At 54.2% G+C, this 20,100-nt stretch carries 24 protein-coding genes and 1 tRNA gene; 15 read left to right on the top strand and 10 right to left on the bottom strand.

Annotated features, from left to right (window positions below):
- Positions 1-52: 52 nt before the first annotated feature.
- From panB to panD, 3 genes are all read left to right on the top strand, one after another.
- Positions 53-847 carry a 3-methyl-2-oxobutanoate hydroxymethyltransferase gene (gene panB, locus DDT56_RS19680; protein ID WP_136168099.1) on the top strand — a complete coding sequence of 265 codons (795 nt, stop codon included), beginning with the start codon at positions 53-55 and terminating at the stop codon, positions 845-847.
- A gap of 39 nt (positions 848-886) precedes the next feature.
- A complete protein-coding gene (gene panC, locus DDT56_RS19675; protein ID WP_136168098.1) occupies positions 887-1,741 on the top strand; it encodes a pantoate--beta-alanine ligase in 855 nt (284 codons plus the stop codon).
- Between the two features lie 141 nt (positions 1,742-1,882).
- The gene (gene panD / locus DDT56_RS19670; RefSeq protein ID WP_136168097.1) at positions 1,883-2,263 is read left to right on the top strand and encodes an aspartate 1-decarboxylase; all 381 of its coding nucleotides are present in this window, start codon (positions 1,883-1,885) and stop codon (positions 2,261-2,263) included.
- A 45-nt stretch (positions 2,264-2,308) separates the two neighbouring features.
- Here panD and DDT56_RS19665 read toward each other — a convergent pair whose 3' ends face one another.
- A complete protein-coding gene (locus tag DDT56_RS19665) occupies positions 2,309-3,079 on the bottom strand; it encodes an ABC transporter permease (protein ID WP_136168096.1) in 771 nt (256 codons plus the stop codon).
- A complete protein-coding gene (locus DDT56_RS19660) occupies positions 3,076-3,999 on the bottom strand; it encodes an ABC transporter ATP-binding protein (RefSeq protein WP_136168095.1) in 924 nt (307 codons plus the stop codon). Before DDT56_RS19660 ends, DDT56_RS19665 begins: the two co-directional genes overlap by 4 nt.
- Positions 4,000-4,127: 128 nt before the next feature.
- Between DDT56_RS19660 and can the strand changes: the two genes are divergently transcribed.
- The gene (gene can / locus DDT56_RS19655; protein WP_136168094.1) at positions 4,128-4,769 is read left to right on the top strand and encodes a carbonate dehydratase; all 642 of its coding nucleotides are present in this window, start codon (positions 4,128-4,130) and stop codon (positions 4,767-4,769) included.
- A gap of 65 nt (positions 4,770-4,834) precedes the next feature.
- Here can and hpt read toward each other — a convergent pair whose 3' ends face one another.
- Positions 4,835-5,377, bottom strand: coding sequence for a hypoxanthine phosphoribosyltransferase (hpt, locus tag DDT56_RS19650; RefSeq protein WP_210417052.1), 543 nt, complete (start codon positions 5,375-5,377; stop codon positions 4,835-4,837).
- Between the two features lie 197 nt (positions 5,378-5,574).
- Here hpt and DDT56_RS24430 point away from each other — a divergent pair, with 197 nt between their 5' ends.
- The gene (locus DDT56_RS24430; RefSeq protein ID WP_168197653.1) at positions 5,575-5,727 is read left to right on the top strand and encodes a hypothetical protein; all 153 of its coding nucleotides are present in this window, start codon (positions 5,575-5,577) and stop codon (positions 5,725-5,727) included.
- Between the two features lie 12 nt (positions 5,728-5,739).
- Here the strand turns inward: DDT56_RS24430 and DDT56_RS19645 are convergent, their stop codons facing one another.
- Positions 5,740-6,801, bottom strand: a complete 1,062-nt coding sequence (locus DDT56_RS19645; protein WP_136168093.1) for an ABC transporter ATP-binding protein — start codon at positions 6,799-6,801, stop codon at positions 5,740-5,742.
- Between the two features lie 542 nt (positions 6,802-7,343).
- Here DDT56_RS19645 and DDT56_RS19640 point away from each other — a divergent pair.
- The 7 genes from DDT56_RS19640 (at position 7,344) to nrdF (ending at position 13,585) form a co-directional block, all read left to right on the top strand.
- A complete protein-coding gene (locus tag DDT56_RS19640) occupies positions 7,344-7,691 on the top strand; it encodes a YacC family pilotin-like protein (RefSeq protein ID WP_136168092.1) in 348 nt (115 codons plus the stop codon).
- Positions 7,692-7,799: 108 nt separating this feature from the next.
- Positions 7,800-8,657 carry a polyamine aminopropyltransferase gene (speE, locus tag DDT56_RS19635; protein ID WP_136168091.1) on the top strand — a complete coding sequence of 286 codons (858 nt, stop codon included), beginning with the start codon at positions 7,800-7,802 and terminating at the stop codon, positions 8,655-8,657.
- Between the two features lie 28 nt (positions 8,658-8,685).
- Positions 8,686-9,480: an adenosylmethionine decarboxylase gene (gene speD / locus DDT56_RS19630; RefSeq protein WP_136168090.1), complete on the top strand. Its 795-nt coding sequence runs from the start codon at positions 8,686-8,688 to the stop codon at positions 9,478-9,480.
- A 332-nt stretch (positions 9,481-9,812) separates the two neighbouring features.
- A complete protein-coding gene (gene nrdH, locus DDT56_RS19625; protein WP_136168089.1) occupies positions 9,813-10,052 on the top strand; it encodes a glutaredoxin-like protein NrdH in 240 nt (79 codons plus the stop codon).
- 9 nt (positions 10,053-10,061) lie between these two features.
- The gene (nrdI, locus tag DDT56_RS19620) at positions 10,062-10,469 is read left to right on the top strand and encodes a class Ib ribonucleoside-diphosphate reductase assembly flavoprotein NrdI (protein ID WP_009111785.1); all 408 of its coding nucleotides are present in this window, start codon (positions 10,062-10,064) and stop codon (positions 10,467-10,469) included.
- Entirely contained in the window at positions 10,448-12,598 is a 2,151-nt protein-coding gene (gene nrdE, locus DDT56_RS19615) for a class 1b ribonucleoside-diphosphate reductase subunit alpha (protein WP_136168088.1), read from the top strand. Before nrdI ends, nrdE begins: the two co-directional genes overlap by 22 nt.
- A 24-nt stretch (positions 12,599-12,622) precedes the next feature.
- Positions 12,623-13,585: a class 1b ribonucleoside-diphosphate reductase subunit beta gene (gene nrdF / locus DDT56_RS19610; protein WP_136168087.1), complete on the top strand. Its 963-nt coding sequence runs from the start codon at positions 12,623-12,625 to the stop codon at positions 13,583-13,585.
- A 15-nt stretch (positions 13,586-13,600) separates the two neighbouring features.
- Here the strand turns inward: nrdF and DDT56_RS19605 are convergent, their stop codons facing one another.
- The 4 genes from DDT56_RS19605 to dnaQ form a co-directional block, all read right to left on the bottom strand.
- Entirely contained in the window at positions 13,601-13,987 is a 387-nt protein-coding gene (locus DDT56_RS19605; protein WP_136168086.1) for a type II toxin-antitoxin system VapC family toxin, read from the bottom strand.
- Complete coding sequence (locus DDT56_RS19600) at positions 13,984-14,229, bottom strand: type II toxin-antitoxin system Phd/YefM family antitoxin (protein WP_136168085.1); 246 nt, start codon at positions 14,227-14,229, stop codon at positions 13,984-13,986. Before DDT56_RS19600 ends, DDT56_RS19605 begins: the two co-directional genes overlap by 4 nt.
- A gap of 296 nt (positions 14,230-14,525) precedes the next feature.
- Positions 14,526-14,602 (bottom strand) — tRNA-Asp (locus tag DDT56_RS19595).
- A 126-nt stretch (positions 14,603-14,728) separates the two neighbouring features.
- Complete coding sequence (gene dnaQ, locus DDT56_RS19590; protein WP_136168084.1) at positions 14,729-15,466, bottom strand: DNA polymerase III subunit epsilon; 738 nt, start codon at positions 15,464-15,466, stop codon at positions 14,729-14,731.
- Here dnaQ and rnhA point away from each other — a divergent pair.
- Positions 15,420-15,986, top strand: a complete 567-nt coding sequence (gene rnhA, locus DDT56_RS19585; RefSeq protein ID WP_168197652.1) for a ribonuclease HI — start codon at positions 15,420-15,422, stop codon at positions 15,984-15,986. The genes dnaQ and rnhA overlap by 47 nt on opposite strands.
- 7 nt (positions 15,987-15,993) lie before the next feature.
- Here the strand turns inward: rnhA and DDT56_RS19580 are convergent, their stop codons facing one another.
- Positions 15,994-16,704, bottom strand: a complete 711-nt coding sequence (locus tag DDT56_RS19580) for a class I SAM-dependent methyltransferase (protein WP_136168083.1) — start codon at positions 16,702-16,704, stop codon at positions 15,994-15,996.
- A 42-nt stretch (positions 16,705-16,746) separates the two neighbouring features.
- Between DDT56_RS19580 and gloB the strand changes: the two genes are divergently transcribed.
- Positions 16,747-17,502, top strand: coding sequence for a hydroxyacylglutathione hydrolase (gene gloB / locus DDT56_RS19575; protein ID WP_136168082.1), 756 nt, complete (start codon positions 16,747-16,749; stop codon positions 17,500-17,502).
- Between the two features lie 71 nt (positions 17,503-17,573).
- Positions 17,574-18,959: a murein transglycosylase D gene (mltD, locus tag DDT56_RS19570; protein WP_136168081.1), complete on the top strand. Its 1,386-nt coding sequence runs from the start codon at positions 17,574-17,576 to the stop codon at positions 18,957-18,959.
- A 54-nt stretch (positions 18,960-19,013) separates the two neighbouring features.
- On the opposite strand, the gene DDT56_RS19565 is transcribed toward mltD, so the two are convergent.
- Positions 19,014-19,811: an endonuclease/exonuclease/phosphatase family protein gene (locus tag DDT56_RS19565; protein ID WP_136168080.1), complete on the bottom strand. Its 798-nt coding sequence runs from the start codon at positions 19,809-19,811 to the stop codon at positions 19,014-19,016.
- Positions 19,812-20,100 lie beyond the last annotated feature (289 nt).

Here is a 20,100-nt window from a genome sequence, read left to right as displayed (position 1 = left end):
TCCATTAGAATACTTTTTTTAATCTTTACCCTATTGACTTAGGAAGGCCGCAATGAAACCAACGACCCTATCCCACCTGCGCCAATGGAAACAAGAGCGGCGGAAGTTTGCTTCAATTACCGCTTACGACGCCAGCTTCGCCCGTTTATTCTTTGAACAGGGTATCCGGATAATGCTGGTGGGCGACTCGCTGGGTATGACATTGCAAGGACATGACTCCACCCTGCCCGTCACCATCGATGATATTGTTTACCATACCCGCTGCGTGCGCCGCGGCGCGCCCCAGGCTCTGCTGCTCTCCGATATGCCGTTTATGAGCTACGCCACGCCGGAACAGGCGTGCGGCCAGGCGGCGGAGCTGATGCGCGCCGGCGCCAATATGGTGAAGCTGGAAGGCGGAAGCTGGCTGGCCCCCACCGTACGGATGCTGACCGAACGCGCCGTGCCCGTTTGCGGGCATTTAGGCCTGACGCCGCAGTCCGTCAATATCTTCGGCGGTTATAAGATCCAGGGCCGGGACGAGGCCGCCGCCAACCAACTGCTTGACGATGCGCGCGCCATAGAACAGGCCGGCGCGCAGCTGCTGGTGCTGGAGTGTGTGCCGGTGGCGCTGGCGAAGCGCATCACCGACGCGCTCGCCATTCCGGTTATCGGCATCGGCGCGGGCAACGTCACCGACGGGCAAATTCTGGTGATGCATGATGCGTTTGGCATCACCGGTGAAAAAACGCCGAAGTTTGCCAGGAACTTCCTGGCGCAGAGCGGCGATATTCGCGCCGCGGCGCGTCTTTACGTCCAGGAAGTCGAACAGGGTATTTATCCGGCCGAAGAACATTCTTTCCATTAAGATCGGCCGCGTTTGTGAAGCATGTAAGGAGTAATAGGAGTGCTGATTATTGAAACCCCTCTGCTGCTGCGCCGTGAAATCCGCCGCTGGCGCCAGGAGGGGAAACGCATTGCCCTGGTGCCCACCATGGGCAACCTGCACGACGGGCATATGAAACTGGTCGATGAGGCCAGAGAGCGCGCGGACATGGTGGTGGTGAGTATTTTTGTCAACCCGATGCAGTTTGAACGGCCGGATGATTTGGCCAGCTACCCGCGCACGTTGCAGGAAGACTGCGAGAAGCTGACCCGCCGCGGCGTCGATCTGGTTTTCGCGCCCGGACCGGAGGTGATATACCCGAACGGGCTGGAAGAGCAGACTTTCGTCGACGTTCCCGGTCTTTCCGCTATTTTGGAAGGCGCCAGCCGTCCCGGTCATTTTCGGGGCGTCGCCACCATCGTCAGCAAACTGTTTAACCTGGTACAGCCCGATGTGGCCTGCTTTGGCGAAAAAGATTATCAGCAGTTGGCGCTGATCCGCCGGCTGGTGAGCGATATGGGTTATGACGTCAGCATTATCGGCGTGCCGATTGTACGCGCCAAAGACGGGCTGGCCCTCAGTTCGCGCAACGGCCGCCTCAGCGCCGAGCAGCGCCGGATCGCCCCGCGGTTGAATCAGATCATGGCGACCGTGGCGCAAAAAATGGCGGCCGGCGATCGCCGGATAGATACGTTGCTCGCCCAGGCGGAAACGGCGCTGCAACAGGCTGGCTTTACCCCTGACGAGCTGTTTATCCGCGATGCGGATACACTGCAGCCACTGACGCCAGCCAGCACCCGCGCGGTGGTTTTAATGGCCGCCTGGCTGGGTAAAGCGCGATTAATTGATAACCAGCAGGTCGATTTGACCGTATAAACCCAATAGATTTCGAGTTGCATCAAGGCGGCGACTGAATGAATCCCCAGGAGCTTACGCCAGTAAGTGACTGGGGTGAGAGAAAGAAGCCAACACAGATGCAGCTTGAAAGATGAAGGGGATAAGTCGAGGTAATGAACAATGATACGTAATATGCTGCAAGGCAAACTGCATCGGGTAAAGGTCACCCAGGCTGATTTGCACTACGAAGGCTCTTGCGCCATCGATCAGGATTTTATGGATGCGGCGGGCATACTGGAATACGAAGCTATCGATATCTACAACGTGGATAACGGCCAGCGGTTCTCAACCTATGCCATTGCCGGAGAACGCGGTTCGCGGATTATTTCGGTAAACGGCGCCGCCGCGCGCTGCGCCTGCGTCGGCGACAAGCTGATCATCTGTTCTTATGTGCAGATGTCCGACGAGCAGGCGCGGCAACATCACCCCAGGGTGGCTTACTTCTCCGGCGACAACCAGCTACAGCGCCAGGCCAAGGCGATACCGGTACAGGTGGCGTGATATTGCAAGGCGGTGGCGACACCGCCTTTGTTTTGCATCCGCGGCTCAGCTGCGCAGTCCGCGCCCGCGTTCAATCAGCCACCATGCCAGCAGGTAAAACACCGCGATAAAGGCGACCAGCACCGCCATGGTAAAGGCCAGCGGCACGTCCTGAATCCCCAGAAAACCGTAGCGAAAACCGCTGATCATATAAACCACCGGATTCAGCTTCGATACCGCCTGCCAGAACGGCGGCAGCAGCGTCAGCGAATAGAATACCCCGCCGAGATAAGTCAACGGCGTCAGCACAAACGTCGGGATCAGGCTGATATCGTCGAAGCTTTTGGCGAACACCGCGTTCAGCAGCCCCGCCAGCGAGAACAGTACCGCCGTCAGCGCCAGCGTCAAGACAATCACCCACCAGGCGTGGATATGCAGCGGCACGAAAAACAGCGATACCGCCGTCACCAGCACGCCGACGCAAATGCCGCGCGCCACGCCGCCGCCGACATAACCCGCGATCACCACGTGCGTAGGCACCGGCGCCACCAACAGCTCTTCGATATTGCGCTGAAACTTGGCGCTGAAGAAGGAAGAGGCCACGTTGGCGTAGGCATTGGTGATCACCGACATCATAATCAGTCCGGGAACGATAAACTGCATGTAATCAAACCCGTGCATCTCCCCGATGCGGGAACCGATCAGATTGCCGAAGATAATAAAATAGAGCGTCATGGTGATGACGGGGGGGACCAGCGTCTGGATCCAGATGCGGCCGAAACGATGCACCTCTTTATACCAGATACTCTGCAACGCCACCCAATATAGCCGCATCATGCTTTCCCTCCATTGCCGTTCACCAGGGTAACAAACAGCTCTTCCAGCCGGTTGGCTTTATTGCGCATGCTCAATACCTGAACGCCCTGCGCGCTCAACTGGCTGAACACCCCGTTCAGCCCCTGCTCGCGCATAACCTGCACTTCCAGGGTTGAGGTATCCACCAGACGATACTGATATCCCTCAAGCTTAGGCAACGGACTCTTCGCCGCCAGATCGAAAATAAAGTTTTCCGATTTGAGCTTGGAAAGCAGGTGCTTCATGGAGGTATTTTCAACCAGTTGGCCATGCTGGATAATGCCGATGTTGCGACAGAGCATTTCCGCCTCTTCCAGATAGTGGGTGGTCAGAATAATGGTCGTGCCCTGCGCGTTGAGTTCTTTCAGAAATCCCCACATGGAGCGGCGCAGTTCGATATCCACCCCGGCGGTGGGTTCATCAAGGATCAGTAATTTAGGCTCATGCATCAACGCGCGGGCAATCATCAGACGACGCTTCATCCCACCGGATAACATGCGCGCCCTTTCGTTGCGTTTCCCCCATAAATCCAGCAGCCGCAGATATTTTTCCGCCCGCTGCAGGGCGTCCTGACGTTTGACGCCGTAATACCCCGCCTGATTGACCACAATCTGCAGCACGGTTTCAAACGGATTAAAATTGAATTCCTGCGGCACCAGCCCCAGTTGACGCTTGGCGTTGACCACGTCGCGATCGAGATCGTAACCGAATACCTGAACCTTTCCGGCGGTTTTATTGACCAGTGAGCTGATGATGCCGATGGTGGTGGACTTCCCGGCGCCGTTCGGCCCCAGCAGCGCGTAGAAATCGCCCGCTTCAACGCGCAGATCGATGCCACGCAGCGCCTTGACCCCGCCCGGGTAGGTCTTGGTCAGCTGCGCCAGTTCCAGTGCATATGTCATAAAAAATGCGTTGCCCTATTATCAGTAAGTTCTACAGTTTCAATTCTTGAACTATCGTTTTTCAAACGACGATTGTTGTCCTATATTACCTCTCACCGCCCCTTGTTTGTTACAGGTCATTTACTTTCATGAAAGAAATCGAAACGCTTATCGCCAATAACCAACGCTGGTCAGAAACGATGGTGGAAGAGGATCCGGGTTATTTTGAACGACTGGCGCAGGCGCAACGCCCCCGTTTTTTATGGATCGGCTGCTCCGACAGCCGCGTGCCGGCGGAGAGCCTCACCAGCCTCGAACCGGGCGAACTGTTTGTGCACCGCAACGTTGCCAATCTGGTGATTCATACCGACCTGAATTGCCTTTCCGTGGTGCAATACGCCGTCGAGGTGCTGGAGGTCGAACATATCATTATTTGCGGCCATTACGGCTGCGGCGGCGTCCAGGCGGCGGTGGAAAACCCCGAACTGGGCCTGATCAACAACTGGCTGCTGCACATCCGCGATCTGTGGTACAAGCATAGTTCGCTGCTGGGAGAATTGCCTCCCGAACAGCGCCTGAATGCCCTGTGCGAAATCAACGTGGTTGAGCAGGTGTATAATCTCGGCCACTCCACCATCATGCAGTCGGCCTGGAAACGCGGACAGAAAGTGACCATCCACGGATGGGTTTACGGTATTCAGGATGGACGGCTGCGCAATCTGGAAGTGACCGCCACCAACAGGGAGACGCTGGAACAGCGCTATCGCCGGGCGATGTCCTCCCTGTCCTGACCGATGCCGACGCCCCGCCGGCCCGGCATCGGGCGTCAATTTACCACGGCGTTGCGCTCGCGGCATTAATCCTGAGGGATAACCCTGCCGACGTAGGGCAAATGCCGATAATGCTGCGCGTAGTCAATGCCATAGCCGACCACGAATTCATCAGGAATGGAGAAACCGACCCACTCGACGTCGACGTCCACTTCGCGGCGCTGCGGCTTGTCCAGCAAGGTACAGATCGCCAGCGACTTCGGGGAGCGCAGTTGCAGGATCTCGCTCACTCTGCTCAGCGTATTGCCCGAGTCGATGATATCTTCGACAATCAGCACATCTTTGCCGCGGATATCCTCATCCAGATCTTTGAGGATCTTCACGTCGCGGGTAGTGCTCATACCGCTGCCATAGCTGGAGGCCGTCATGAAATCGACTTCGTGTGAAACATCAATCGCCCGGCACAAATCGGCCATAAAAATAAACGAGCCGCGCAATAAGCCGACCAACACCATATCGCTGCCGCTGTCGCGGTAGTGCTCGCTGATTTGACGGCCCAGTTCGGTAACCCGCGCCTTGACTTCCTGCTCGGAAATCATGACTTCCACGGTATGCTTCATCATACTCATAACTCTTTGAATAAAGGTATTCAGCACCATCGATAGCATGCGGATGATGCTTATCGACGGTACGCCAGTGCAGACGGATAGCGCCTAAGGGCGCGCAGTATATCAGAAAGCGCGGGCCAGCCCCATCCCTGTCGGCCACGGCCATGATGCCGCTAATTGTTAACGGATATGCAGGATTGCGTTGTCACGGAATAAATTTGCGTAAAGCCCATTGCGGCCTCCGCATAACCCAGGTCGGCATGACCGTGGTGGACATGAACGGCGAACGCTTTTATGTGAAAAACGGCGCCTATTACAAACGCACCATCAACGGCGAATACCTCGAAGTCCCCAAACCCGCCGGGTTATAACACCAAGGACGGCTATACGCGGGGAAACAGGAGCGGTTGTTCGGTTTTTATACTTAACCTGACCGGTTGCCCCGGCTCAAACCAGGTACTGCTCTGTACCTGGATGATATGGTCGTCCAACCTGATGCGATAATGGTTCAAGGTGCCCATAAACAGCCGATCCTCGACCTCCGCCTCGCCTTTGGGATCGAGCGCCAGCGCAATATCATGCGGACGAACCAGCCAGTCGCAGTGAGAACCGATAGGCTGCCCGTGCGGGTGCGCGGCGTGGTGATCGCCAAAAAGACTCCGCCACTGATGATCGCTGAGGATGTTAACCGGCAGATAGTTGCCGCTGCCCAGATAGTCCGCGACCAAACGGCTGCCGGGCCGCTGATAAAGCGTTGCCGCATAGCCCTCCTGTACAATGGCTCCGTTGTCCATTACCGCCAGCCGATCGGCGAAGGCAAAGGCCGCTTCCTTGCTTCGGGTCGCAAGGACGGCGGCGACCTGCTGCCATTTAAGGATGGGGCGCAGCTCGTTAATCAGCGTATCGCGCACCTGGCTGTCCATATTGGAGAAAGGCTCATCAAGCAGCAGTACGCTCGGCTTGCGGACCAGCGCCCGGGCGATAGCCGCCCGCTGCTGCCGCTCACGGGAGAGCTGGTGCGGATAGCGGTCCTCCAGCCCGACCAGATGCAACAGCGCCGCCATCTCTTCAACGCCGCGGGCTATCGCTTCCTGAGACTGACCGTTCAGCCCAAAGGCAATATTTTGCGCCACCGTCAGGTGCGGAAACAACGCGCAATCCTGAAAAATCAGCCCAACCTGACGCAACGCCGGCGCGACGGTCCGCTCACCGTCGCTCACCGTCTGACCGGCGACCACTATCGACCCGCTCTCCACCGGAAGCAACCCCGCCACCGCTTTGAGCAGCGTGGTCTTGCCGCAGCCGCTGGCGCCGAGCAGGCAAACAATTTCCCGCTGCCGAACCGTCAGGGAAAGGTTTTGCAGCGCCGCCCCCTCCTTTTCTTTACGCGGCGGATAACGGCAGATCAGGTTATTAATCGCCAGTACATCGGTTACATCTGTCATGGTTTATTTTTCAGCACCGTATTAAGCCGGAAATTCGCCGCGTTTATTCGGTATCGCCGGTAAATCAAAAGCCCCGCCGCCATAATCACGCTCTCCGCCATGCATTATATTGCGGGCTGGAATGAATCTATACCCTAAATAATTCGAGTTGCAGGAAGGCGGCAAGGGAAGGACAAATTCGTCGGGAACGAATTTGACCAGCCAACGGCTGGCCTCCGGTGAGAGACAGGATGTCTCTCATTTAATCCCGATGAGCTTACTCAAGTAAGTGATTCGGGTGACTGACAAATCTGCCAGGAGCAGATTTGAACGCTGCTTGCAGCGGCCCCAACGGGGCGAGGCCCAGGGAGGGGCCGAGTAATGCAGCCAACGCATCTGCAGCTTGAAGTATGACGGGTATATCATCCGAATATCAGATATTTATTAACCTAACCTCCGCGCTTGACCGCCCTGCCTGGCGAAAACAACGCGACAAGAAAATTTGGTCAGGTGATCTACAATTGTGATAACGTCTCCTGACGATAACCGGAATGAATTTAACCATGAAAAACTCTGCGCTGGCGCTGTTCCTGCTGAGCCTGATGAGCTTCTCCTCCGCCAGCAAGGCGCTGAATGAATTTGAAGCGGAAGATCTCGCCGATTTAACTGCGGTTTTCGTTTATCTGAAAAACAACTGCGGTTATCAGGACCTTCCCAACGAGCAGATTCGTCAGACGCTGCTGGCTTTCGCCCGGCAAAATCGTTGGGATCTCAGCAATTACGGCGCGTTCAATATGACCGTACTGGGAGAGGACAGCTATCGGGACCTGAGTAAAATCGCCATCCCCACGGCCAAAAAATGCCAGGCGCTGGCCCGTAACTCACTCGGTTTACTTGCCTACGCGCCGTAATTCCCCTCCTCCCGCGCACTGAATGAAATTTGACCGTGCAAGCGCCGCGAGAGTTCGCTATCATGGCGCGCCAATTTTCATGGCTGTTATCGCGGAGGAAGCCCTAACATGTCCCAGAAAGAAATTTGGTATGAAACCCTGCATGCCAACTTCGGTCAGTACTTTGCCATTAAGCGGGTGCTATATCACGAAAAGACCGACCATCAGGATCTGATCATCTTTGAAAACGCCGCCTTAGGCCGCGTCATGGCGCTGGACGGCGTGGTTCAGACCACCGAGCGCGACGAATTCATCTACCACGAAATGCTGACCCATATTCCGCTGCTGGCGCACGGTCGGGCCAAACGCGTGCTGATTATCGGCGGAGGCGACGGCGGCATACTGCGCGAAGTCAGCCGACACGCCGGCGTTGAGCATATCACCATGGTGGAAATTGATGCCGGCGTGGTGGAATTCTGCCGACGGTATTTGCCCAATCATAACGCCGGCGCCTATGACGATCCGCGTTTTAATCTGGTGATTGATGACGGGGTGAAGTTCGTTAATCGCTGTACGGAAAAATTCGACGTCATCATTTCCGACAGCACCGATCCCATCGGGCCGGGCGAAAGCCTGTTCACCTCCGATTTTTACCAGGGCTGCGCCCGCTGTCTGAACGAAGGCGGCGTCTTCGTCGCGCAGAACGGGGTGTGCTTTCTGCAACAGGACGAGGCCGTCAACAGCCACAAAAAACTCGGCCGCTACTTTAGCGACGTCACATTCTACCAGGCGGCGATCCCCACCTATTACGGCGGCATCATGACCTTTGCCTGGGCCAGCAACGCGCCGTCGCTGCGCCAGATAACCACCGAGACGTTGCAACAACGTTTTAACGCCTCGGGTATTGAGTGCCGTTATTACAATCCGGCCGTTCACACGGGTAGCTTCGCGCTGCCGCAATATTTACTGAATGCGCTATCGCATTGATTCCGCATCCATAAGGGGGTGACTTAAATTGCACAAGCTGAAACTGCACGGCTTTAATAATCTGACCAAAAGCCTGAGTTTTTGTATCTACGATATCTGTTACACCAGAACGGCCGATGAGCGTGACGGTTACATCGCCTATATTGATGAACAGTATAACGCTAACCGGCTGACCGAGATCCTGAGTGAAACCTGCTCGATCATCGGCGCCAATATTCTGAATATCGCCCGTCAGGACTATGAGCCGCAGGGCGCCAGCGTGACCATTCTGGTCAGTGAAGAGCCGATAGATCCCCGCGACGTCGACAATTCCGAACATCCGGGGCCGTTGCCCAACTCGGTGGTCGCCCATCTGGATAAAAGTCATATTTGCGTGCACACCTATCCGGAAAGCCATCCCGAGGGCGGACTCTGTACCTTCCGCGCCGATATTGAGGTGTCCACCTGCGGCGTTATCTCCCCGCTGAAGGCGCTTAACTACCTCATCCACCAGTTGGAATCGGATATCGTCACCATCGATTACCGCGTCAGGGGCTTTACCCGCGATATTAACGGCGTAAAGCACTTTATCGACCACCAGATCAACTCGATCCAGAACTTCATGTCGGCAGACATGAAATCGCTATATCACCTGATGGATGTGAACGTCTATCAGGAAAATATGTTTCACACCAAGATGTTGCTGAAAGATTTCGACCTGAAGCATTACCTGTTCAACGTCGATCCCAACGCCTTGAGCGCTGAAGAGCGTAAACGAATCACCGATTTGCTGTATCACGAGATGCAGGAAATTTATTACGGCAGAAATCTGCCGGAACTGTAATGTCCGAGGAAGGGAGCGCGGCTCCCTTCCTCTCACCACCTACTCTGCTGAAAAAAACCTCGGAATAACGGTCGCCCTTCCCGCCCTTTAAAAATTATTTTTTTACTTGTTTTTATTTTTCCCCTTACGCCGTCTGGGTTAGCAGCCGTTTGCATAAGCTCGCGCATAAATCCTATATATTGTATGGTTGAAATTTAAAACACCTACATCTAGTATTCAAGGCGTAAGTTCATCACTAATGGTGGCTACATCGTGGAATCGGTCCGGGTGCGTAAGCCCTGAAGATAGCCGTTTCGAAACACTTCTCTCACGCCAAAGGGTAAATACGAATCATGCGTATTACTATTTTCACCAAACCAGATTGTGTGCAATGCAATGCCACATGCCGTGCGCTGGATAAACAGGGAATCAACTATCGACTGGTGGACTTAACGGAAGACGAACAGGCGTTACAGCAGGTAAGAGCGTTGGGCTATCAACAGGTGCCGGTGGTGATGACGGCTAACGACCACTGGAGCGGATTCCGTCCGGACAAAATCAGTACGCTGCAGCAGTCCCTGCAGTTGCAGTGAGGGGGTGAAATGAACCCGCTGGTCTACTTTTCCAGCCAGTCGGAGAACACCCATCGCTTTATCGCCAGGGTTGGATTGCCGGCCCTGCGCATTCCGATAGCGACTGAGCGGCCCGCACTGAAACTGGATCAACCCTATATCCTGGTGGTTCCCAGCTATGGCGGGGGAAGCGCTAAAGGCGCGGTGCCCCGTCAGGTGATCCTGTTTCTCAACGATCGGCAAAACCGCGACTACCTGCGCGGCGTCATCGCGGCGGGCAATACCAATTTTGGCGCGGCGTACGGCCTGGCCGGCGACATCATCGCGCAAAAGTGCCGGGTGCCTTATCTATATCGCTTCGAACTGCTGGGTACGCCAGAAGACGTGGCAAACGTGCGAAAGGGAGTAACCGAATTTTGGCAACAACAGAATCCGTGATCGCTAAACCAGCCAATACCGAGCTGGATTACCATGCGCTGAACGCCATGCTGAACCTCTACGACGCCGAGGGGCACATCCAGTTCGAACAGGACAAGCTGGCGGCGCGGCGCTATTTCTTACAGCACGTCAATCAGAACACGGTGTTCTTCCATAATCTGGAAGAGAAGCTGCGCTATCTGGTGGAAGAAAACTATTACGAAGCCGCGGTGCTGGACCAATACGCCTTCACCTTTATCAAAAGCCTTTTTCAGCAGGCCTACAGCCATAAATTCCGCTTTCAAACCTTCCTCGGCGCGTTCAAATACTACACCGGCTATACGCTGAAGACCTTTGACGGCAAACGCTATCTGGAACGCTACGAAGACCGCGTCTGCATGGTGGCGCTCACGCTGGCCGCCGGCAATACCGAACTCGCCGGCGCGCTGGTGGAGGAGATCATCAGCGGACGCTTTCAGCCCGCCACCCCCACCTTTCTCAACTGCGGGAAAAAACAGCGCGGCGAGCTGGTTTCCTGTTTTCTGCTGCGTATTGAAGACAATATGGAGTCGATTGGCCGCGCCATCAACTCCGCGCTGCAGCTTTCCAAACGCGGCGGCGGCGTGGCGTTTATGCTCACCAATATCCGCGAAACCGGCGCGCCGATAAAAAAAATCGAAAACCAGTCATCCGGCATCATCCCGGTGATGAAAATGCTGGAGGACGCCTTCTCCTACGCCAACCAGCTGGGCGCGCGCCAGGGCGCCGGGGCGGTGTACCTCAACGCCCACCATCCCGATATTCTGCGTTTCCTCGACACCAAGCGGGAAAATGCCGATGAAAAAATCCGCATCAAAACGCTGTCGCTTGGCGTGGTGATACCGGACATTACCTTCCAACTGGCGAAAAACAACCAGGTGATGTACCTGTTCTCGCCGTACGATGTCGAACAGGTGTACGGCGTTCCGCTGTCGGAAATCAGCGTCACGGAAAAATACCATGAGATGGTGAACGACAAACGGATCCGCAAGTCGCAGATCAAGGCGCGGGAGTTCTTCCAGATCCTGGCGGAGATCCAGTTTGAGTCCGGCTACCCCTATATGATGTTCGAGGATACGGTAAATCGCGCCAATCCGATTCAGGGCCGCATCAATATGAGTAACCTGTGCTCGGAAATTTTGCAGGTCAATGACGCCAGCCTATACGATGAAGACCTTGGCTATCGCCACGTCGGTAAAGATATTTCCTGCAATCTCGGATCGCTGAATATCGCCAAGGCGATGTCGTCGCCGGACTTCGGCCTCACGGTGGAAATGGCGATCCGCGCGCTGACCGCCGTCTCCGATATGAGCCATATCCGTTCCGTGCCATCGATTGAAAAAGGCAACGACGCATCGCACGCTATCGGCCTCGGGCAGATGAATCTGCACGGCTACCTGGCCCGCGAGAGGATATTTTACGGCTCCGAGGAAGCGATCGACTTCACCAATATCTATTTTTACACCGTCGCCTACCATGCGCTGCGCGCCTCAAATCAGCTGGCGACAGAGCGCGGCCAGAGCTTCAAAGGCTTCGAGAATTCGACGTACGCCTCCGGCGAGTACTTCAGCAAATACGTTGAACAACGCTGGGAACCCGCCACGGAACGGGTACGCCAACTGTTCGAACAGGCGGGAATCACCATTCCCGACCAGCAGGACTGGGCCGCGCTGCGCGACGCCGTTATGGCGCAAGGGCTGTATAACCAGAACCTGCAGGCGGTGCCCCCTACCGGCTCCATCTCTTATATCAATCACTCCACGTCGAGCATCCACCCGATTGTGTCGCGGATTGAGATCCGCAAAGAGGGCAAAATCGGCCGGGTCTACTACCCTGCCCCCTACATGACCAACGACAACCTGGAATATTATCAGGATGCCTACGAGATCGGGCCGCAGAAGATTATCGATACCTACGCGGCGGCGACCCAGCATGTCGATCAGGGACTGTCGCTGACGCTGTTCTTTCGTGATACCGCCACCACGCGCGATATCAACAAAGCGCAAATCTACGCGTGGACCAAAGGCATCAAGACCATTTACTACATTCGCATACGGCAGATGGCATTGGAAGGCACTGAAGTTCAGGGCTGCGTCTCCTGCGCCTTATAAGCTATCGCTGAAGGAAATTTGATCATGACATCGTTAACGCGCGTACAGGCCGTCAACTGGAACAAAATTGAAGACGACAAGGATCTGGAGGTCTGGAACCGGCTTACCTCGAATTTCTGGCTGCCGGAAAAGGTTCCGTTATCCAACGACATTCCGTCCTGGGGCACGCTGAACGCCCAGGAGCGGCAGTTGACCATTCGAGTGTTTACCGGGCTGACGCTGCTGGATACCATTCAGAACACCGTGGGCGCGCCGACGCTGATGCCCGACGCGGTAACGCCTCACGAGGAAGCGGTTTTATCCAATATCAGCTTTATGGAAGCGGTGCACGCCCGCTCCTACAGTTCGATCTTTTCCACGCTGTGCCTGACCAGCGAAGTGGACGACGCCTACCGCTGGAGCGAGGAGAATCCGTCGCTGCAGAAAAAAGCGGCCATCATTCTCAATCACTACCGCAGCGACGACCCGCTGATGAAAAAGGTCGCCAGCGTATTTCTGGAGTCGTTCCTGTTCTATTCCGGCTTTTATCTGCCCATGTACTGGTCGAGCCGCGCCAAGCTGACCAATACCGCGGATCTGATACGGCTGATTATCCGCGATGAGGCGGTACACGGGTACTACATCGGTTATAAATTCCAGCAGGGCCTGGCGAAGGCGGACCCCGCCCGCCGGCAGCAGGTGAAAAACTTCGCCTACGATCTGCTGCAGGATTTGTATGACAATGAAGTGCTGTATACCCAGGAATTATATGACGCCGTCGGCTGGACGGAAGATGTGAAGAAATTTCTGCACTATAACGCCAACAAGGCGCTGATGAATCTGGGTTATGAGGCGCTATTTCCCGCCGGCATGACTGACGTCAACCCGGCGATCCTGTCGGCGCTTTCGCCGAACGCCGACGAGAACCATGACTTCTTCTCAGGCTCCGGTTCGTCGTACGTTATTGGCAAAGCGGTAAACACCGAAGATGAGGATTGGGATTTTTAATCGCCAGGAAAAGCGTCAGACTCTCTGTATCGGACCGGGATACTGTGCAACCAGCGCATCGGCGGTCAATAGCGTAATGCCTTCCACTGTCGCCTGCGCCACCAGCAGGCGATCGTATGGATCTTTGTTAACAGCAGGCAGACTCTCGACCAAGACAACATGTTCGCTGGCGATAGGCAATTCGCTATAACCATTATCCAGCAGCCCTCGGCGCAACAGTCGCGCATCGACCTGAAAATCGTCACGTCCCAGCCCGCGCTTGATGACGACTTCCCACAGACTGACCACGCTGAAAAAAAGCTCATTTTCCGGCGAACCAAGCAACCGCGCCGTTGATGAAGACAGTTTTTCCGGCATGCCCGCCGCCCACAGCAACACATGGGTGTCGAGTAAAAATTTCATTTGTCACCGCCGAAAAGCTGCTCAATCTCCCCTTCGCCCATGCGGTCAAAGTCATCGGGCACATTGATATTGCCCGCCATAAACCCTAACCGCCTTTCCTGCTGAGGCTCCGGCGCGCTTAATGCCGTTACTTTGACCAACGGCTTACCGGCTTTGGCGATGATAAAGGACTCTCCCTTCGCGGCCATCTCAACCAGCCGGGATAAATGGGTTTTCGCCTCATGAATGTTCACGGTTTGCATAACGCCTCCAGACAAACTAACGGACTAAGTCATCTTAGTTTAGTTCATAAAAAGAACCAACGTTCGGATTTTAGTTTCGTACCGCGTTTTTTTCATTTTGTCAGGGTGGCCCCGTCAGGGATAGCGTGCCACAAAAATGGCCTACGAAATTTCTCTTTCCGGCGCGTGGGCCATTTTACGCCGGATACACCGCTATGTCAGGGATATCATAGAGACGAAAAAAAACCGTATGCCTTTGACAGCGATACGGTTTTCATTCATCCAGAGATGTATAGGAACATCCCGGAATAGATAAGTGGCGGAACGGACGGGACTCGAACCCGCGACCCCCTGCGTGACAGGCAGGTATTCTAACCAACTGAACTACCGCTCCACTCTGTGCTCATCGAGCGGGGTGAATACTAAGATGGCGCTACTATTACGTCAATGGTTTTTATGACTAACCGCTTCTGTTTGCTTATAATTTCAGCTGAACGTCTATTCCCTCGCCGCCGCGATACTATTCACCGCGCCACAGACAGCTTCCGCCCTTTTTGGCGATCAAATCCAGCCGTTTCTCATGCGCCAGCAGCTCTTCATCGCTGGCGTATAATACCTTCAGCGCCGAGGCAGGACGGACAATGCGCTGAATGCTTTCGCTTTCATTCTCCTGACGTTGCGTCTCCCCTTCCATCGAGAACGCCAGCGATGTCTGGCCGCCCGTCATCGCCAGATAGACTTCCGCCAGAATTTCGGCATCGAGCAAGGCGCCGTGCAGCGTTCGTTTACTGTTATCTATCTGATAGCGATCGCATAACGCATCCAGATTGTTCCGCTTGCCCGGAAATATCTTACGCGCCATTAACAGGCTATCGGTTATCTTGCAGAAGGTTTCCGTCTTGGGTATTTCCCGATTGAGCATCCGGAATTCATAGTCCATAAAGCCGATATCAAACATCGCGTTATGGATAACCAGCTCGGCGCCGCGGATAAAGTCGAGAAATTCATCGGCAATCTCCGCATAGGTCGGCCGGTTCGCCAGAAACTCATCGCTGATGCCGTGCACGTTATAGGCTTCTGGATCGACCAGACGATCGGGCTTGATATACACATGGAAGTGGCGCCCGGTCAGACGACGGTTAATCACCTCAACAGCGCCAATTTCGATGATTTTGTGCCCTTCGTAGTGAACCCCCAGTTTATTCATACCGGTGGTTTCAGTATCCAGGACGATTTGTCGCGTAATTTCAGTGCTCATCGTTTTCGTTTATGTCAGACTTGCCGTTTTCACCATAAGGAAGAGTCTACCAGAGATGCTTAAACAGGTAGAGATTTTCACCGATGGATCTTGCCTCGGTAATCCGGGCCCCGGCGGTTACGGCGCCTTGCTGCGCTATAAACAGCATGAAAAAACCCTGAGTGCGGGTTATCGGTTGACCACCAATAATCGCATGGAGCTGATGGCCGCCATCGCCGCGCTTGAAACCCTGACCTCACCCTGCGAGGTGGTGTTAAGCACCGACAGCCAGTATGTGCGCCAGGGGATCACCAAGTGGATCCACAACTGGAAAAAGCGCGGCTGGAAAACCGCGGATAAAAAACCGGTGAAAAATGTCGATCTCTGGCAGCGCCTGGATCAGGCGATTCAGCACCATACGCTGCGCTGGGAATGGGTGAAAGGCCATGCCGGCCATCCTGAGAATGAGCGCTGCGACGAGCTTGCCCGCAGCGCCGCCAGCGCGCCAACGCTGGATGATATCGGATATAAACCCGAATAACGGATTTTCAGCTACGGTAAATTTTCGTCACGCCGACCGTGCGCCGCAAAGGGACTTTACAAAGCCGGGCACGCATTGGCGTAAGGCTCAGGGGGATGGTTCGCTTACGCGCGATAATCAGCGACAGGCAGCCGAATACCGGCAGGTGTTTATTCAATTTTCCCCTGTTTTTTCTCCATGGGGTGACCTGAAGGCTGGCGTGATGGATCACCTCATAATTCAGCAGACCGAGCCAGTCCATCATGCGCATTTGCGTAAACATGCGGCTGCAATAGGGCTGCCGTCTGTTTAACCCTGGGATAAGTTTTGCCACCCCCAGCAGGCTCACCGGGTTGAAGCTGCTCAATATCAACCAGCCGTCGTCAATCAGCACACGGTCCACCTCCCGCAATATGCGGTGCGGATCGGCGGAATAGGAGAGCGTTTGTATCAGCAGACAGGCATCAACCGATTTCTCGGCAAAAGGCAGTTGATGCGGATCGGCAATAACCTGAATATTATCTCCGGCGGGCGCGACATTGACCTGATGCGCAATAGCGCACTCCGTTATCTCCGTTGCCGCACTCAACGCCCCGATTTTCAACAGATGAAAGCCGAACAGCTTCGGCCACCAGGGCGACAGCGCCTTCTCAAGCGATTCGCGGTAATATCTTCCTCCGGGGATATCATCCCAAGAGCCGGGAACCGCAACCGTCTGAGATGTTTGTGCTGGCTTCATGTTCTATTATCTTCCCCAGGCTGATACAAAACGAGGTACTCCATGAATCTTATCAGTATTGCGGCACTTCAGGACAACTACATTTGGTTATTGAGTAACAAAGAAAATCACTGTGTCATCGTCGATCCCGGCGAAGCGCAACCGGTGCTGGACGCGCTTGGCAAACATCGGTTGACGCCTGAGGCGATTTTGCTGACTCACCATCATCACGACCATGTCGGGGGCGTCGCCGCTATTGTCGAACATTATGCGCATCTGCCGGTTTTTGGTCCCCGGGAAACCCAAAAAAGCGGCACAACGACCGTCGTTGAAGAGGGAGATACCCTGTCGCTGCTAAATTCGGACTTTTCCGTGCTGGCCGTTCCCGGTCATACAGCAGGACATATTGCTTATTATAGCCGCCCTTTTTTATTCTGCGGAGACACCCTTTTTTCCGGCGGATGCGGGCGAATCTTCGAAGGCACGCCAAAGCAAATGTATGATTCAATTAAAAAAATATCCGACCTACCCGATGACACGCTAATCTGCTGCGCCCATGAATATACCCTTGCGAATCTGGAATTCGCTCACGCCGTCTGGCCTGAAGAGCCCACTATTAAGGCCTACCTTCATAAAATCAGGCAGATACGCGAAAAGTCACAGTCTACTTTGCCGACGACCCTGGGGCTGGAGCGAAAAATCAACCTTTTTCTTAGATGCCATGATATTGATTTTAAAAGAAAAATATCATCAAAACCTGAAAGCATGGAGAATTGGCAAGCATTTGCTCAGCTACGTAGCAAGAAAGACGGCTTCTAAAGGTTTATGTTGTGCTGCTCCCCTAATCAAAGTATTATTGCTCGTCTTTTAAGCAACGATTTGACACACATATGAAGGCTAAAGCGATACTTATCGCCTCAGTCTTGCTGGCTGGTTGCCAGGTACCGCCTAACGATACCTCTCAACCCAAGCAGCATGCACAGAGTCTGTCTTCGGCAAGTCAAAGTGAAGCAGCAAGGTACGCAGAGGGTCGAGAGACCTCGGCGCGGTGGCTGGACGATGACAGCGGCGCGCAACGAGATCTGTGGAACTTTATTGGCGACGAGCTGAAGATGGAGGTTCCGGAAAACGCCCGGATCCGCGAACAAAAAAGGCGTTATTTAAAACACAAGAGCTATCTCCACGATGTAACATTACGGGCAGAGCCGTACATGTACTGGATTGTCGAGCAGATTAAACAACGTAAGATGCCGATGGAACTAGTACTGCTACCCATAGTGGAGAGCGCTTTTGACCCTCAGGCCACATCATCCGCCAATGCCGCAGGGCTATGGCAGATCATCCCTGGCACGGGGCGTAATTATGGTTTGAAACAAAACCAGTGGTATGACGGACGCCGCGACGTTGTCGCGTCGACGACCGCCGCGCTGGATATGATGCAACGCCTCAACAACATGTTTGACGGCGACTGGTTATTAACCGTCGCTGCCTATAACAGTGGCGAAGGCCGCGTCATGAAGGCTATTAAAGCCAATAAAGCACAAGGCAAAGCAACGAACTTCTGGGCATTGGCGTTACCTCGCGAAACGTCCATCTATGTTCCAAAAATGTTGGCCTTGAGCGATATACTTAAGAATAGCAAAAAATACGGCGTTAGCCTGCCCAAACCAAACGAAAGCCGTGCATTGGCCAGAGTTGAAGTCGGGCAGCAGATGCAGTTGACGCAAGCGGCTGAGATGGCTGGCCTGCCGTTGAACAAACTGAAGAGCTATAACTCGGGCTACAAACGTAATGTGACCGCGCCTAACGGGCCGCACTACATTATGGTGCCGAAAGCTCACGTTGAGCAGTTGAAGGATTCTCTGGCAGATAGCGATATCGCCGCGATCCAGCCAACTCGTCTGGCGCAGTCAACGCAGGAGTCGCAGTATAAGGTGCGCGCTGGCGATACGTTATCCGCCATTGCCGCACGGTTGAAGGTCAGCACCAGAGATTTGCAAAGCTGGAACAATCTGCGTAGCGCAAATGCGCTGAAGGTTGGTCAAACCTTGCAAGTTGCTCAAGTGTCTGACGTTGATAATGGCAGCGGCGGTAAAGGCGGGTCAATCACCTATCAGGTTCGTAAAGGTGACTCACTTGCCAGCATTGCCAAGCGTCATGGTGTAAATATCGCTGATGTTATGCGCTGGAATACGGTAATCAACAAAAATGCCAATATCCAGCCCGGCGATCGACTGACGCTCTACGTCAGTAAAAACACCCAACCAGAGTCGTAAGCCTTTCTGATTAAAAAACTGCCTATATGGCAGTTTTTTTATGGTTGGCGTGTTTTATTTCCAGCTATTGAGCTGAAACTCAACCAGCAAGGGGTTGTGATCCGATGCCTGGGTAACCAGGATGGAAGATTGGACCACCGTCAGATCCCGATAGAATACAAAATCCAGAGGGCGACCGAACACCCGGCGACGGTAGTCGTCAATAAAGCCCACCTCCTGTAACGCCATCCTGGTAGCAAACCGATAAAGCGCCCTGATGCGAGGCTGACTCCAGGCATTGAAGTCCCCCGCCATGACTACCGGACCGTGATGGTGTATCAGCTGCTCTCCGATGGTTTCAAGCTGCTTGCTGTACACTTCAACGCCGAAACTGAAATTTACCGCATGAATGTTAATTACCATCAACTGGCGGCCGTCGGGCAATGAATAGACCGTTACCAACGCCGATTTGGATAACCGCAGCAAGGGCTCTTTTTCCCGTAACGGGCAGCAGTACATAGGTTGAGCAGCGGACAATGTCATTACGCCCGAAGGGTGTTGCGGCAAAATAATCGCCGGCACCTGATCGGTAGAAAGATAGTTAGAGGTTGCAAAACGAATAAGCTCCGGCGAGCTTTGCGCCTCCTGCAATAGCACCAACTGCGCGTCTCTGCCGAAGTCCTGCAAAACAGAAAGCCAGTTCATTCTTTGCTGCTTAAAGATATTCCACACCATGACGCGTAAAACATCTTTCTCCAGCAGCAGTGGACCTGACGGCAGCACTTGCTCCAGATGATGCATTGTTCCGGGGGAAAAGATACGCTCTGCCGGCTGACCAGCTACATACCTCATCGCATATGTTTTTTTTCGCACGCCACGCCTTGCTATAGATTCCAGTACCTCAAACACCTTTAATGGATCAAAGGTACGCTTCTGTTATAGAGATTGTATAGTAGACTTTCAATACATGGCAGCACTAATGCGACCAACGCAATAACATACTACCGATACGGATAGCATAGCGGATAGGCCGCGTAACTGTGACGATGCAAGCCGGAGATAAAAATCATCGACGTGCAAAAAAGCCCTGAGCGTTAACTCAGGGCTTATGCAATAAGTGGCGGAACGGACGGGACTCGAACCCGCGACCCCCTGCGTGACA

The sequence above is a fragment of the Brenneria corticis genome, assembly GCF_003115855.1.
Classification (GTDB): domain Bacteria; phylum Pseudomonadota; class Gammaproteobacteria; order Enterobacterales; family Enterobacteriaceae; genus Brenneria; species Brenneria corticis.
Note: the sequence above shows the minus strand (reverse complement) of the source record. Positions and strands in the feature narration are given on the sequence as shown.